Annotated in this window: 1 pseudogene; it reads left to right on the top strand. The window is 47.3% G+C overall.

What is annotated here, in order from left to right:
* Positions 1-225 precede the first annotated feature (225 nt).
* Positions 226-347, top strand: a pseudogene (locus ACNPAA_RS21145) (IS3 family transposase); the annotation flags it as partial.

Below are 347 nucleotides of genomic sequence, written 5' to 3'. Positions count from 1 at the left end.
AACCAACTGGCGATGTTATTCACGCTGGCCAACCTGTTTCGGGCGGACCAAATGATACGTCAGTGGGAGAGATCTCACTAAAAACTGGGAATAACGCCTTAAATGGCGAAGAAACGGTCTAGATAGGCTGATTCAAGGCATTTACGGGAGAAAAGATCGGCTCAAACTGAAAAAATGAAATGACTGAGTCAGCCGAGAAGAATTTCCCCGCTTATTCGCACCTTCCAAAGCTTCTGGGGGTCTCTTAAAAATGAACTGGTTCACCACCATAGATTCGAGACGAGAGCGGAGGCCAAGGCAGCGATTCAGGAATACATAGAGATTTTTTACAACCGCCAGCGTCGGCA

It is taken from the genome of Aeromonas sp. PS2Canimalfood6 (assembly GCF_048276795.1).
Taxonomy (GTDB): Bacteria; Pseudomonadota; Gammaproteobacteria; order Enterobacterales; family Aeromonadaceae; genus Aeromonas; species Aeromonas caviae.
Note: the sequence above shows the minus strand (reverse complement) of the source record. Positions and strands in the feature narration are given on the sequence as shown.